At 33.6% G+C, this 13,627-nt stretch carries 12 protein-coding genes, 1 other RNA gene and 1 pseudogene; 8 read left to right on the plus strand and 6 right to left on the minus strand.

Annotation, left to right across the window (positions count from 1 at the left end; translation table 11 throughout):
• Positions 1 to 10: 10 nt before the first annotated feature.
• From EKM77_RS03620 to EKM77_RS03635, 4 genes are read right to left on the minus strand one after another with little or no spacing between them, the layout of a single operon-like run.
• Positions 11 to 664 carry a TVP38/TMEM64 family protein gene (locus EKM77_RS03620; protein ID WP_125592673.1) on the minus strand — a complete coding sequence of 218 codons (654 nt, stop codon included), beginning with the start codon at positions 662 to 664 and terminating at the stop codon, positions 11 to 13.
• 33 nt (positions 665 to 697) lie between these two features.
• A complete protein-coding gene (locus tag EKM77_RS03625; RefSeq protein WP_225425176.1) occupies positions 698 to 1,837 on the minus strand; it encodes a TVP38/TMEM64 family protein in 1,140 nt (379 codons plus the stop codon).
• A gap of 25 nt (positions 1,838 to 1,862) precedes the next feature.
• Positions 1,863 to 2,495 (minus strand): YdjY domain-containing protein, encoded by a 633-nt coding sequence (locus tag EKM77_RS03630; protein ID WP_125592674.1) that lies wholly within the window; start codon positions 2,493 to 2,495, stop codon positions 1,863 to 1,865.
• Positions 2,496 to 2,509: 14 nt separating this feature from the next.
• Entirely contained in the window at positions 2,510 to 3,550 is a 1,041-nt protein-coding gene (locus EKM77_RS03635) for a sulfurtransferase (protein ID WP_125592675.1), read from the minus strand.
• 486 nt (positions 3,551 to 4,036) lie between these two features.
• Between EKM77_RS03635 and ssrA the strand changes: the two genes are divergently transcribed.
• The 5 genes and pseudogenes from ssrA to EKM77_RS03655 all read left to right on the plus strand — a co-directional run bounded on the left by ssrA (position 4,037) and on the right by EKM77_RS03655 (position 8,549).
• Positions 4,037 to 4,404: a transfer-messenger RNA gene (gene ssrA / locus EKM77_RS03640) on the plus strand.
• Positions 4,405 to 4,956: 552 nt separating this feature from the next.
• Positions 4,957 to 5,040, plus strand: a complete 84-nt coding sequence (locus EKM77_RS11215; RefSeq protein WP_225425180.1) for a putative holin-like toxin — start codon at positions 4,957 to 4,959, stop codon at positions 5,038 to 5,040.
• A 592-nt stretch (positions 5,041 to 5,632) separates the two neighbouring features.
• Positions 5,633 to 5,722 carry a putative holin-like toxin gene (locus EKM77_RS11220; protein ID WP_125592676.1) on the plus strand — a complete coding sequence of 30 codons (90 nt, stop codon included), beginning with the start codon at positions 5,633 to 5,635 and terminating at the stop codon, positions 5,720 to 5,722.
• A gap of 506 nt (positions 5,723 to 6,228) precedes the next feature.
• Entirely contained in the window at positions 6,229 to 7,416 is a 1,188-nt protein-coding gene (locus EKM77_RS03650; protein WP_125592677.1) for an MFS transporter, read from the plus strand.
• Between the two features lie 254 nt (positions 7,417 to 7,670).
• Positions 7,671 to 8,549, plus strand: a pseudogene (locus tag EKM77_RS03655) (cation diffusion facilitator family transporter).
• On the opposite strand, the gene EKM77_RS03660 reads toward EKM77_RS03655, so the two are convergent.
• On the minus strand, positions 8,546 to 9,670 hold the full coding sequence (locus tag EKM77_RS03660; protein WP_125592678.1) for a glycerate kinase family protein: 1,125 nt from the start codon (positions 9,668 to 9,670) through the stop codon (positions 8,546 to 8,548). The pseudogene EKM77_RS03655 and the gene EKM77_RS03660 sit on opposite strands and share 4 nt — an antisense overlap.
• Positions 9,671 to 9,791: 121 nt before the next feature.
• Between EKM77_RS03660 and EKM77_RS03665 the strand changes: the two genes are divergently transcribed.
• The 3 genes from EKM77_RS03665 (at position 9,792) to EKM77_RS03675 (ending at position 11,977) form a co-directional block, all read left to right on the plus strand.
• Complete coding sequence (locus tag EKM77_RS03665; protein WP_125592679.1) at positions 9,792 to 10,637, plus strand: aldo/keto reductase; 846 nt, start codon at positions 9,792 to 9,794, stop codon at positions 10,635 to 10,637.
• Positions 10,638 to 10,765: 128 nt separating this feature from the next.
• The gene (locus EKM77_RS03670) at positions 10,766 to 11,086 is read left to right on the plus strand and encodes a DMT family transporter (RefSeq protein WP_125592680.1); all 321 of its coding nucleotides are present in this window, start codon (positions 10,766 to 10,768) and stop codon (positions 11,084 to 11,086) included.
• 39 nt (positions 11,087 to 11,125) lie between these two features.
• The gene (locus tag EKM77_RS03675; protein WP_125592681.1) at positions 11,126 to 11,977 is read left to right on the plus strand and encodes a glycerophosphodiester phosphodiesterase; all 852 of its coding nucleotides are present in this window, start codon (positions 11,126 to 11,128) and stop codon (positions 11,975 to 11,977) included.
• A gap of 250 nt (positions 11,978 to 12,227) precedes the next feature.
• Here the strand turns inward: EKM77_RS03675 and EKM77_RS03680 are convergent, their stop codons facing one another.
• The gene (locus tag EKM77_RS03680; protein WP_191987442.1) at positions 12,228 to 13,574 is read right to left on the minus strand and encodes an NCS2 family permease; all 1,347 of its coding nucleotides are present in this window, start codon (positions 13,572 to 13,574) and stop codon (positions 12,228 to 12,230) included.
• Between the last annotated feature and the right edge of the window lie 53 nt (positions 13,575 to 13,627).

The raw sequence follows: 13,627 nt of genomic DNA on the forward strand, positions 1-13,627 counted from the left end.
TATCCCCTCACTATATCATTTTTTTATGTTGTCCAATTTTCTTTGGAATATATGTTAATAAGAACAAAATCACACCAAAAATGGCAAATTTGATCGACAACGATGTCGACAATCCTTCCGTCAAAATATCAGATGCCATATAAGCATAGATAAAACATGCCGGAAGCATTGTTAAACCGGATATCGTTGAAAACTTCCAAAATCCCATTGGAGTCAACGCATAAGCGTAACTTTGCAGTGCATATGGAAAAATTGGAACTAATCTCGTCAAAATCAAAAATGAAACACCATTTTCATTGACACCATTCATGATCTTATTAAAGGTGGGTTTATCACCATATTTTTTTATGACCGCATCTCTAAGCAAGGTTCTGCCTAAAACAAATGAAATACTTGCCCCTACTGTGCTGCCAATAACGGTTAACAGTCCACCTAAGAATCCACCATAGGCGATTCCGGCAACAATAGCCAATAATCCTCCTGGTAGCATAAAGACGGCCGTAATAATACACAATAGAATGAAAGCAAAGTATCCCAGAAAACCTTGCTGCTGAAACCAAGTTTGCATTGCTGAAACATTATGAAGTTCATCAATCAAACCAGTTTCATAAAAGAAAATAATTCCTACGATCATTAAACCGATAAAAATTACTACTTTCTTCATTCCTACACCTCATAATCACAGTCAAACCATCAATTATTTGGACATATTTAATTTTTTGTTTTGTTGTTTATTCATCATAACTTTACGCACAATTAATGAAACTACGATCAAGATAATGAAGGCAATTAAGCCCATGAACATCATCATCTTGCTTCCACCTAAACTTCCACCAACGAAAGAATAAACAATAGTAGCTGGCAATTGACCAATTCCGGTAGCAATTAAGAACTTGCCGACCTTCATGTCAGTGAAGCCTGCACCATAACTAACTTCATCGAAAGAAACAAACGGTAGTAAACGTAAAATCACAATTGTATAATCACCGTACTCATCGAAAAATCCATCCATTTTTGCTAGAGCTCTCTTAGTGATTATTTTTTCAGCTAATGGACGACCAATACCTCTGGCAATGTAGAAACATAATAATGCTCCCAACATAGCACTACCCCATGATAATGCTGCACCAAAGTACCATCCATATAGATATGCATTAGCGAATGTTAAAACAAACGCTGGAAGTGGAGCCAAAACAGATTGGAAAACCATCAATAATGTTGAAATCAAAGGACCCCACATACCAAAGCCGTCGATATAGTCTCTGACACCTTTAATATCTAATCTAGCTAATAAAGAACTCATTGTATCAATGAAATCCTTATAAGCCGGAATCCAATAATAAAAACCAATTAAAAGACCTAAGAATACAATTGTTACAACTAAACTAATTTTACTTTGAGTAGTTAATTTATTGATCTTATCTCCAGACACGATCTTTTCAACTGGATGCATCCTACTATCAACATATAAAGCAATTAACCAAATAATTAAAATAGCAAATATTATTCCCGAAGTGACCCCAAACGACCACTGTGCATGGAATAATTCCCTTATTGTAGCTCCCAGAACAACAATAAGTGGTTGCCATCTATATGTCATTAATAATATCAGAAATGTGACGACTGTAATTCCCAGTGTTTCTGGGAATCGAAAGATTGCCCAGTTTTGTTGCAGATGCTTACCATAGTACAAGTAACATAGATAAACAATTATCGCCACGATCGGTATAATCCATCCCAACGGAACACGCATTTGAAGCCAAGTTGACTTCCAAGCCATTAAAGAACAAAGAATACCTATGACGACTCCGTTATAAAGAATTCGTAACCTCGTCATCTTATTTTCCTCACTTTATTAAATACTATTTAACTTGCATAATAACTTTAACTTGTTTGCCATCCTTTGGTAGAACACTTGATTTACCAGTGAAATGTTCACCATATTCAGTTCCAAACTTAGAACCTGAAACAGTACCTACGGCACAACTATCAAAGCAAAGAACACAACCTGTCTTCATCTTATTGTTCATAGCCATGTTTCCACCAAATCTGAACTTAAGATCTTTAACGTCTTTACCGTTAACTTGAACAGCTTTTTCAGCTCTTATTTTCTTACCATTAATTACAAAATAAACTTTAACTTTTGTACCTTTAACTTTTGTACCTGGTTTTGATTGTTTTGTAACATTGTCACCAGGTTTTGCATCAAGTTTCTTTAAATCTTTATAAACTTCTTTAGGTTGAACATTAGTCTTCAATAGAGACTTGTTACCATTTGTACCATCAACATTAACAATTACGTGACGAGTTCCTTGTGTAAAGTAAGTTCCGTTAACTGTTGTCAACATTGTGATAGTCTTTTTCTTCTTATTAAGTTGGATAGGATTATCCTCTGATAATTTTGCTGCTTGTGCAGTTACGTCTGAAACTGCAAACATCCCGATTATTACTAACAAACTAGCAAAAAAACTAATTAAAAGGCTCTTTTTCTTCATTATAGTTAACTCCCCTATTTAAGAATTTTAACGTCTTTTGAACGTGGATCTCCTACTTGTACTTGATACTTAGATGGGTTCTTCTTGTGGGCTTTATCCCATGCGAACCAGCCACCATCGTATACATGAACATTCTTCCAACCAGCTTGGTATGTAATAAAGAAGGCTGTAGTTGCACGCCAACCAGTACCACAATAGAAATCAATATTACTGTCTGACTTAATACCCCATTTTTCCCATGTTGGAGCAATTTCTGAAGCTGATTTAACAGTTCCATCTTTGTGCAATAAGTATGCTACATCGGCACTTGTCTTACTTGACTTAGCGTAAACAGCACCCTTTGGTTCACCCTTGTCTTTAATATATGAATAACCACTTGTCTTACCAGTGAATTCTTTCCATGAACGAGTGCTTGCTAAAATAACATTAGGATCTTCTTTTTGTTGCTTCTTGAAATCAGCTGGTGTTTTGATTTCATACTTAGCATTTTCTGACTTCTTAACACCAAAATCTTTGGCTGCTTTAACTTTCTTGGCAGCACCTTTTTGAACTTTATAGTCGCTCTTTGTCCAGCCTTTGTATCCACCGTCAACGATCTTGATATTATCAACACCTGTAGTGAATGCAGCAAAGGCAACACGTGAAGCAGCATTAACATCTGTTGAGTAAACAATCAAAGTTGTTTTACTAGTTACACCATTCTTTAATAGAAGCTTCTTGATCTTATTTGCTGAAAGCAGATTCCATTGATTAGCCTCTGATTCAACAGAATTAGTATTAATGTGGACAGCACCAGGAATATGACCTTTCTTAAATGTCTTGTCATTACCATATGATGCTTCAAAAATCTTATAGTCTTTGACATCTGTCTTTCCATTAATTACTTTATTAGTCCATTTTGGACTAACGAACACTCTTGGACCGTCTGTTTGTTCAGTGTCGTCATTAGATGCAATAGCATCAGCATTAACTGTACTAGTATTTAATGCAGCAGCTAAACCTACACCGGCCAATAAAAGTGTTGCAGTTACAAAAAGTTTTTTAAACTTTTTCATAAGCCATTCCCCCAATTTTATAAGTACATTACAAAATAAGAAATTCACAAAAACTGCATAAATGTCAAAAAAAATTTTAAAGATTTACCCAGATTTAAACCAATAAAAGTGTCTTTGATTCGCGAACAGTTATTGTTAATTTCTTCATTTGTAGCGCTTCCATTATATCATTGTCAAAAATATTTTAATATAGTGTAAGCAAAATAATTGACATTTCGTCATTTCTGACCATTATCCCTGAACAACCCTTCATTTAATCAAAACGGATTCTTGCAGGTAGAAAAAATATTATTTATCTATATAATTCATATTTCACTATGTGTATATTTTAAATGAACAAATATTATTAATGCTATTCACAAATTATCACTCATATTGACAGTTGTTCATTGAATTGATATTTTCACAAAATAATCAATATTATGTTGAAAAGCCCATAAAGTTGCTAAAAAAGAACAAATTCGTTATTATAGTAGAGAACATTTTGGGGATGTTCTGGATTCGACATGTGTAGTAGCGTGTAGGCTGCACTTCGGTTTTCGTGTTCCGTAAAAACACACAGTTTATTATAACTGCAAAAAATAATAATTCTTACGCATTAGCTGCCTAAAAACAGTCTAAGCGTGATCCGTCTGATTTTGCTCAAGGGTCAGAGCCGGGTCTCAAATTAATTGAGCTACGTTTAGCTTGTCCAGCCTGAACAAGCTAAAAAGAGATTAATCGGGGTTAGCCGCTATGGCTAGCCAGGTTGTGCGGCGTTCATAGTGGCGAAATTTAAAATAGTACAACTATGAGTGTAGAAGCTTACATAGCATTATGCTTGGACAGGGGTTCGATTCCCCTCATCTCCATTAAGAGACATCAGCCAGTTATATTGGAGCTTAAAAGCCTTGATATTACTGGTTTTTCTATTTTTAAGAATCAATTACAACTTAGTCAAAAGTGGTTTTACTTAGTCAAAACTTAGTCAATTCGGTATTCAAATGGTAGTAAGTTACAACAAAATAATTTTCTGGACGGGCACTAGTCATCACATTTTCTGTGATAGCTTTTTTATATCCACTATTGTAATGCTTTAAATATTAACCCTACGATATTTTCCGACAATTCAAATGATTAACTATATTGCTTTAGGGCCTGACATAGCTGCCATGTTTGTTTTAAAATGCTAATTTGAGGTTACAACCTCCCTATCAAAAAAAGGATGCAACCTTTTTGCATCCCTTTTAGGGTCTCGTATTTATTGAATTTTATAAATTACTTTAAGAATTATCTATATCGCTATTCATTTTCAATTTTTTAATAGATAATTATTAGCGATAGCAAGTTAATGGCGGTGGCTAACTTCAAGAATATTTGAGGTGATGCCTATGATTAATAATGTGTTACCTCTCGAAAGGATAACCATGAGTATTTATCAGGTTTTAACGTTGATGATCTCTTTTGCAACGTTAGTTGTTATAATACTCGATTTTAATCAAAAAAAATAACCGTCTAAACTTTTGGAGTAGTTTACGGTTATTAATTAACTTTTAAACAACAGCCACCGTCTTAAACGGGCTATCTGGGGGATGTTCATAGCATCCCTCTTTTTTATTACACTGATATTGTATCACGTTAACATGAATACATCTATCGAACAAACATACTTAGTATGTTCAATCACTAAAACTAATATTAATTAAAATTCTTCACAACTTTTTGTGGCTCTAAGTCAAAAAAACACATCATTTCTGATGTGATAAATGGGCTAAAAAGTCTCACAAATACGATTTGACTTAGAGCCGATATGACTGGCTTTTTGTTTAAATTGATAATTTTAAGTATTGTATAATAACATTTTTTTGGTAATCAATTAGATCAAAAAAAGGGATACAACCTTTTGTATCCCTTTTATGGCCTCAGATTCATCGGATTTTATAAATTACCTTAAGAATTATCTATATTGCTATTCATTTTCAATTTTTTAATAGATAATTATTAGCGATAGCAAGTTAATGGCGGTGGCTACAACTTTAAAGGCGGTGATGTTTATGGTCTTCTTACTGTAAGTTATTCATATCCTATGAAAGGAGTAGCATTTTGTCTGTTTCAGACGCTTTGAATCTTATGTTAACGTTCGGTATATTTCTAATTGCCCTGTTATCATACATTCATAGTGATAAGAAATGAGCAAAAAAAATAACCGTCTAACTTTGGCGAGTTACGGTTATTTAATAACTTAATTAATCTAATATAGCCACCGTCTTAAACGGGCTATCTGGGGGATGTTCACAGCATCCCTCTTTTTTATTACACTGATATTGTATCACGTTACTATGAATACATCTATCGAACAAACATATTAGTATATTCAATAACTAATACTAACTAAAATTCTTTACAACTTTTTGTTTAGAAATGATTTTCTGCCCTCTTATCTGCATCTATCAATATATTTTGTATTTCTCTAATATCCTCATACATTTCAATATTAATATTAATCTCCACTAAGTAAAAAAAACAATTTCTCCTATAATATACAAATTATTAATGATTAGAATATATTTATAGACATCATCAAAATTTAAGTGTATTGTTTGTCTTAATGTTTTTAATAAGAAAACCGATAATCGAGCGATGAACTCGAATTATCGGTTTTTATTCTGAATTTTAATAAATCATGAGGGAGGTAAAATATGGGGAAAAATAAAAGATCCATTTATATCTTAGTATTCAGTAACTTTTTAATCTGTTTAGGAATTGGTTTGGTAATACCCGTCACACCGTTTATCAAAAACGAATTCCATTATACGACATCTGACATGGGACTAATGACTTCACTATTTGCTTTTGCACAATTCATTGCTTCACCAATTGTTGGAAAATTATCAGATAGAGTTGGACGCAAGCCTGTCATTGCAATTGGTTTAGGAGTCTACATGATTTCTGAATTTATCTTTGCCATTGCAACTTCACTACCAATTTTTAATTTATCAAGAATCATCGGTGGTATTTCTGCCGCCATGGTAATTCCGACTTCAATGGCGCTTGGTGCTGATTTAACTGATTTGAAAAATCGTGCCAAAGTTATCGGATGGTTATCAGCTGCCTTTAGTGGCGGATTGATCTTGGGTCCTGGTCTTGGTGGCATGTTAGCCAATATCGATTATAAAACACCATTTTGGGTTGCCGGTGTTATGGGATTAATAAGTGCTTTATTTACGCAATTCTTCCTTAAAGAAGACGATAAAACTCGTGAAATAGAGCAAGAAGAACAAGCTCGAGAAAAACAAAAAGGTATTTCTTCAATCAGAGCCATTTTAACTGCACCTATGGTCATGCTCTTTGCTATGATCCTAGTCGCATCATTTGGTCTACAAGGATTTGAAAGTATTTATAGTATCTACGTCAATCAAGTTTTCAATTTTGGATTGGGAACAATCGCCTTAGTATTAACCTTAAATGGAATCATTTCTCTTATTTTACAAGTGACCGCCTTCAACTGGATCATCGTTAAAATTGGTGAAATGAATTTGATCAGTTGGTGCTTTTTACTTAGTGCTGTCTGCGTTTTTTGGATCACACAAGCACATACAAAAATAGAAGTGATCGTCGCTACTTTGATCATCTTCTCTGCCTTTGATTTATTGAGACCCGCTATCACTACTTTACTTACTAAATCTAGTGAAAGTAACCAAGGATTAATCAACGGTATGAATATGTCATTGACTAGTATCGGTAATATTATCGGACCTTTGATGTCCGGTGCTTTAATGGATTGGAATACACATTATCCATATATCGTAGCGGCAATCATATTAGCAATTTCATATTTGTTTACTTTAGTCGTAAAGAGATTTCCAATTATTCCAAAAAAAGCTTAAAAAATTATTATTAAAAGAAATCCCCAAATTATACAGTATGTATAATTCAGGGATTTTTTTTATGGATTTTATTAAACTAGACCGGCCCCTTTAATTTCCATCAAATAATCCTATAATAAGGTACTTGAGGACAAGATAAGGATGATGATTGAATGAATACATTAACTAAGCATTTTTTACAAGAGACTAAACAGCAAAATATCATTCAGCAAAGAGAAATTAAAAATTTGAAAAATTCTAAAAACTCACTTTGGATGAATGTATTAATCTACATTATTATAACAATTGTTGAATATTGGCTATCAATAATTGGTCATTCACAAGCCTTGCGTGCTGATGCTTTTAATAATTTATCAGGAGTGATCTCAACCGTTATTTTAATTATCGGAATCTTTGAAGCCACAAATATTGACGATGATGATTTTATTGGTAAACCTCTTTCAAAAAAATACGGTCGCAGTAAAAATGCATTACAATTGTCCAGATTTAGATTGGAAACTATATTCACTTTAATAACTAGTTTTGTCATCGTTATAATTGCGCTACAAATTATTTTCCAAAGCAGTGTCAGTTTATTTCATATAAATGGTAAAGAGATACCGAATCTAACCTCTGCTGTTGGTGCGGCAATCGCAACCTTAATGATGCTGATCGTCTGATTTTTGAATCGTCATAACGGCAAGAAGTATAACAGCACTTCTCTTTTAGCAGCTTCAAAAGATAGCCTTGGCGATGTTGTTACTAGTTTAGGAACAATGATAACCGTTTTGCTATCATATTTTCTAAAATTACCTTGGATCGATAGCGTGGTTAGTATCGCCATTGGCCTATTTATTCTTTGGTCAGGATTAACAATATTTCAAGAATGTACTTTGAATTTAGCTGACTATGTTGACCCTACTTTAGAGCACAATATGACAGAAGAGATTTCTAAAATAAAGGGTGTCAATAAAGTTTCTGATCTACGTAGCCGTTACAATGGAAATATTTTTATCGTTGATATCTTTATTATGGTTGATCCAAATAAAACCGCTCTGGAACTATATAGTTTAGATGAAAAAATTGAAAATAAACTACAAAAGAAATTTAATGTTTTTGATACAACAATCACCGTAATCCCAGACTCTAATTAAATAATAAAAGCTTTATACGCTGTGTAACCAACATCTTCTAGCAATTTGGGTGTGGATTCGATTGCTTCTGATAACGACATCGGGCTAGTGGTGGTAGATAAGACCAGATTGATCCCACTTTTATAGACATCTTCTATATTTGATCCGATACTACCAGCAACTGCGATTACTGGTAAATTGAATTTTTTAGCCAATTTGGCAACTCCAATTGGAACTTTTCCCATCAAAGATTGCCCATCGATTTGACCTTCTCCAGTTATGACTAAATCAACTTTTTTCATTGGTTGATTTAAATGGATTATATTCATGATCGTATCAATTCCCGATTCAATTTTGGCGTTGCAAAATGACATTAGTCCGAATCCTATTCCACCAGCGGCGCCTGCACCAGGAACTTTGGAGAAATCATGTCCTAAAAATTTTGATGTTTTATCTGCTAAATTTGCCAAATTTCTATCTAATAATTTAACTTGTTCAACGCTTGCACCCTTTTGAGGTCCAAAAATAAAACTGGCACCATTTTTACCTATTAAGGGATTTTTTACATCAGATAAAGCTACAATTTCAACTTTATTTAACCTTTTATCTAGATTAGAATCATCAATTTTAATTAATTTATCCAAACTACCGCCACCAAAAGGTAATTCTTGTTCAAATTTGTCTAAAAATTTCATCCCAAGAGCTTGCGCCATGCCTAATCCGCCATCATTAGTGGCACTACCGCCTAAGCCAATATATATTTTGTTAACACCCGCATCTAAGGCTAATTTAATGAGTTCTCCTACACCATATGTGGTTGTTTTTAAGGGATTTAATCTGTCACTTATTAACGTGATTCCACTAGTTTCAGCTACTTCAATAATTGCAGTTTTATTTTCAACTATCCCCCAATTAGCGGAAACTTTTTCTCCCAGTGGACCAGTAACTGTGGATTTTATAAATTTACCCTTTAATGCGTCAGTAATACTTAAAACAGTCCCTTCACCACCGTCAGCAACTCCATATTTATAGACTTTTGCTAAGGGATCAGCTTTTTTAATACCTTTTTCTAAATAATTTCCAACTTCCAATGAAGTCGCACTACCTTTAAAAGAATCAGATGCAATTAAGACTTTGGTCATAAAATTCCCCTTCTATGTAAATTCTTCATTAATAATCTAGCATAGTAAAAAATTTAAGTAAATTAGACTATGTGATAAGCTGTACAAAGATCACAGTTACAAGGAACAAGGAGGAACAATTATGAGACAGATTAGTTTTAATCAGCAAGATACATCTGCTATTGGCCTGGGAACTTGGCGAATGGGTGAAGGTAATGCTGCTAAAAATGATGAAGAACTTAAAACAATTCAATATGCTTTAAATAACGGTGTAACACTTTTAGATACAGCCGAAATATATGGTGACGGACAATCAGAGACTCTCATTGGAAAAGCCATTAAGGGATTTAATCGTTCCGATTTTCAAATCATTTCAAAGTTTGCTCCGAATCACGCCACTCCTAAATTAATGAAAAAAAGTTTGGAAAACAGTCTTAAACGCCTACAAACTGACTATTTGGATTTATATTTACTACATTGGCGTGGATCTACTCCTTTAGAAGAAACGATCCAAGGATTACAAGAAGTACAAAAAGCAGGTTACATTAAAAATTGGGGAGTTTCCAATTTTGACATTGCTGATTTAGAGGAATTGAGTAAACTTCCTGGTGGCTCAGATTGTCGTGTCAACGAAGATTTGTACAATGTTGGCAGTCGCGGAATCGAATACTCAATTCTACCTTGGCAAAAAGAAAATAATATGTCATTGGTTGGTTACTCGCCTTTTGGATCAGATGGTGGAGACTATTTAACAATTAAACCAGTCTTAAAAGATTTAGCTAAGCAAAAAAATGTTTCTGTTTATCAACTTCTATTAGCTTGGGTCATTAGAAATCGTGATCTCTTGAGTATCCCTAAATCAAGCTCTGTCGAACATCTAAAAGCTAATATGGCAGCAACAGATATTGAATTTACTGCTGACGAACTAGAATTAATCGATTCACAGTATCCAAGACCAAATAAAAAAACACAACTTGAAGTCATTTAAATAATTTGTTATTGTTATTTGAAATATGAAACACCGCCGGGTGTATAAAAAAAAGAGTGCTCTTAACAATTCCATTAGGCCAATGAAGGAATTGCTAGGGGTACTCTATTTTTTTGGAGGAAAATATTATGAATTGGATCTACCTAATAACTGCCGGATTATTTGAAATAGTTTGGGCAACCACGATGAAACTTAGCCATGGATTTAGTAAATTAAATTTTACTGTCTTAACTATTATCGGAATGATAGCTAGCTTCATCCTTTTAGCCCAAGCTACTAAAAGTCTTCCTTTAAGTATCGCCTACCCTATTTGGACTGGAGTTGGAGCTGTTGGCTCAATTATTGTAGGCGTTGTATTTTTCGGGGACAAAATTTCAATATTAACTTGGCTATTCATCATTTTACTTTTAATTAGCATTATTGGCATAAAGTTTACTACTAAAGGCTAACTTGTTAAAATATGTTTAAACATATATTAGAAGGAAAATATGAAATTAATAAAATATTTAATCATCAGTTTGTTAGGCCTTGCGATACTCTTTTTTAACACAACAACGATCTTTGCCAAAACCACTTTAAATTCAGTAGAATATGACGTCAGCCATGCATCAGCCAAAACACCACTTGTTTTCTCTCATCGTGGAAGTCCGTACAATAATCCAGATCATTCATTTAGCGGATATGATCAAGCTATTAAAGATGGCACCCAATTTATTGAACCCGATGTTTGGCTGAGTAAGGACAATATTCTCTATGTTTCTCATGATAACAATCTCAAGAATTCAACCGGAAAAAATATTAACATTTCGGATTCGACAGAAAGTCAACTTTCAAAAGTTAAATTAAGAAACGGTGAAAGTCTACATAAGCTAAGTGATCTATTCAACAAATATAAAAAAACAGTTCATTATATTATAGAAGCAAAAAAGAATACTGGTAGTAATACCGAAACTGAAAAGGCTATTGCTGAAGATTTGGATGACTACAAAATGAACGACAACGTAATCATGCAGGGATTTAGTATTACTGGAATTAAAGAATTTCACAGTCAAAGTGCTCAAAGAAACATTCCTACACTCTGGTTAATGAATGCTGATACTCAACATCAATATCTAGAAAAGATAAATGACGCTCCTAAATATATCGACTTCGTTTCAGTCAGGCTGGATCAACTTACACCTGAAATTATTAAAGCAGCACATAAGAATGGCTTTAAAATAAATACATGGACGATGAATAATTATAAAGACAACTTCAGTGCATTAAATATATATAAGGTTGATAGCGTATTTACAAACAATACTAAAGAAACAATGAATCTAATCAAAAAGTGGAAATAATATGGCCAGAGAGTGGGACAAAACATGTTCAGCTTTCGAGCATTAAGGCGAAAAGATCTAGTAATCTGATTTTAGATTACTGGATCTTTTCGTTTTAAGCGGAAAAAGCTATGTTTTGTTCCACGTTTATGCTGCATATTTCGAGACAAAATAGTTTTGTCCCAAACGCGTTTCAATAAATAAAAATCGTAATCCAAGTGGATTACGATTTTTATTTGTCTTAAACTGTTTTACAAATTCATATTGCACTTTAACTAGGAAGAATATTAATGATATAAATTAGACCAATGAAAACGAAGAATAAGATATACATAATTGGGTTAATTTCTTTTCTTCTACCTGCTGCAATCATTGTAAGTGGATAAGCTAAAAATCCAAATGCAATACCGTAAGAGATGTTATAAGTTAATGGCATACCAACAATCGTTAAGAAAGCTGGCATAGCTATTTCAAATTTTTCCCAATGTATTTGTTTCATAGATTGTGCCATAAGAATACCAACAATAATTAAGACTGGTGCCGTTACGTTAGTAGTAACAACCGTAAGTAAAGGTGAGAAAAACATTGCTAGAGCAAACATAACACCAACTACAAGTGAAGTAAGACCAGTTCTACCACCAATTGCGATACCAGCACTAGATTCAACATATGCTGCTGTTGGTGTTGTACCCATTACGGCACCACCCAACATAGAAATAGAATCTGCCATCAATGCCTGACCGATCCTAGGCATTTTGTTATCCTTCATAAATCCTGCTTGTTCTGCTAAACCTATCAAAGTACCAGCAGTATCAAAGAATGCAACTAATAAGAAGATAAGAACTACTGCCCACAACTGTGGCTGACTAATATCACCTAAATGGGCAATACCAACACCAAAAGTAGGTTTCAAACTTGGAATAGTTGAAATAATATGAGTTGGTAATTTAATCAACCCAGTAATAAGTCCTAAAATAGTAGTCAAAACCATTCCAATGAAAATAGATCCTGGTACTTTTCTAGCCATTAAAATACCTGTAACAATCAAACCGAATATTGTTAACCATGTTGTTGGAACTGTAAATGATCCCATTGCTACAAGTGTTGATTTACTAGCTACGATCAAACCTCCACCTTTTAAACCAACAAAAGCAATAAAAATACCAATACCAGCTGCAATTGATAGTTTTAAATCGTGAGGTATTGAGTTAATAACGATCTCACGTAATTTAACAACTGACAATAATAAGAAAAGAATACTAGAAATAAAAACTCCCGCCATTGCTGTTTGCCAAGGAATACCCATTGCTAAAACAACTGAATAAGTAAAAAATGCATTATCCCCAAGGCCAGGTGCGATTGCAATTGGATAATTAGCTAAAATTGCCATAAGAAGTGAACCTAAAATTGCTGAAAGCGCTGTTGCAGTGAAGACAGCACCCTTATCCATCCCCGCATCACCCAAAACTTGTGGATTAACAAATAAAATATAAGCCATTGAAACAAATGTCGTTAGACCAGCCAAAACTTCACGTCTAACGGTAGTCTTTGCTTCTTTCAAATGAAATAAACGTTCAATAAAGCTTAAATTGCTTACTGTCGATTCCAATGTATTAATCTCCTTTTAAATTACTATACTCGAAGTATCGCAAATAAAATATAAAAGGTCAA

Origin of the sequence: Companilactobacillus baiquanensis (genome assembly GCF_003946605.1) — a bacterium.
GTDB classification, from domain to species: domain Bacteria; phylum Bacillota; class Bacilli; order Lactobacillales; family Lactobacillaceae; genus Companilactobacillus; species Companilactobacillus baiquanensis.

Bases quoted from the DNA above. Each gene is read 5' to 3' on its own strand.
- EKM77_RS03665 (WP_125592679.1), top strand. From the start codon at position 9,792: ATGAGACAGATTAGTTTTAATCAGCAAGATACATCTGCTATTGGCCTG.
- EKM77_RS03670 (WP_125592680.1), top strand. From the start codon at position 10,766: ATGAATTGGATCTACCTAATAACTGCCGGATTATTTGAAATAGTTTGG.
- EKM77_RS11215 (WP_225425180.1), top strand. From the start codon at position 4,957: ATGAGTATTTATCAGGTTTTAACGTTGATGATCTCTTTTGCAACGTTA.
- EKM77_RS03635 (WP_125592675.1), bottom strand. From the start codon at position 3,550: ATGAAAAAGTTTAAAAAACTTTTTGTAACTGCAACACTTTTATTGGCC.
- EKM77_RS03630 (WP_125592674.1), bottom strand. From the start codon at position 2,495: ATGAAGAAAAAGAGCCTTTTAATTAGTTTTTTTGCTAGTTTGTTAGTA.
- EKM77_RS03660 (WP_125592678.1), bottom strand. From the start codon at position 9,670: ATGACCAAAGTCTTAATTGCATCTGATTCTTTTAAAGGTAGTGCGACT.
- EKM77_RS03675 (WP_125592681.1), top strand. From the start codon at position 11,126: ATGAAATTAATAAAATATTTAATCATCAGTTTGTTAGGCCTTGCGATA.
- EKM77_RS03650 (WP_125592677.1), top strand. From the start codon at position 6,229: ATGGGGAAAAATAAAAGATCCATTTATATCTTAGTATTCAGTAACTTT.
- EKM77_RS03620 (WP_125592673.1), bottom strand. From the start codon at position 664: ATGAAGAAAGTAGTAATTTTTATCGGTTTAATGATCGTAGGAATTATT.
- EKM77_RS03625 (WP_225425176.1), bottom strand. From the start codon at position 1,837: ATGACGAGGTTACGAATTCTTTATAACGGAGTCGTCATAGGTATTCTT.